Source organism: Priestia sp. SIMBA_032 (assembly GCF_046535215.1).
Classification (GTDB): Bacteria; Bacillota; Bacilli; order Bacillales; family Bacillaceae_H; genus Priestia; species Priestia aryabhattai.
In genome coordinates this window covers 1-237 of record NZ_JAWRXD010001525.1, presented here as the reverse complement: position 1 = coordinate 237, position 237 = coordinate 1, and the positions used below count along the sequence as shown (strand labels likewise).

The 237-nt window shown below is 38.0% G+C and carries 1 protein-coding gene; it reads left to right on the top strand.

Going from position 1 to position 237, the window contains the following annotated elements; genetic code table 11:
• Positions 1–64: 64 nt before the first annotated feature.
• Positions 65–237, top strand: a 173-nt coding sequence (locus tag SB717_RS39390) for a DUF3997 domain-containing protein (RefSeq protein WP_410908753.1), incomplete at its 3' end; no start/stop codon positions are given.

Sequence of the window (237 nt, the reverse complement as noted above, 5' to 3'; positions counted from 1 at the left end):
CTAGCGTTTCTCTTACTTTTCTTGTACAATTTGTTACAATAGCATTATAAAGGAGGTTCCCATATTGAAAAAATGGATAATCCTATTCGTCGCCTTCCTATTAACTGGTTGTGCAGGAAACACAAGTCACTTAACTTATACGGTTAACGATGAATACGAACTCATACGTACTTCTGGAAATGCATTTGAACTTTTCCCCTCGCAAGATGCTGTATATGCCACACAATACATCCCTGC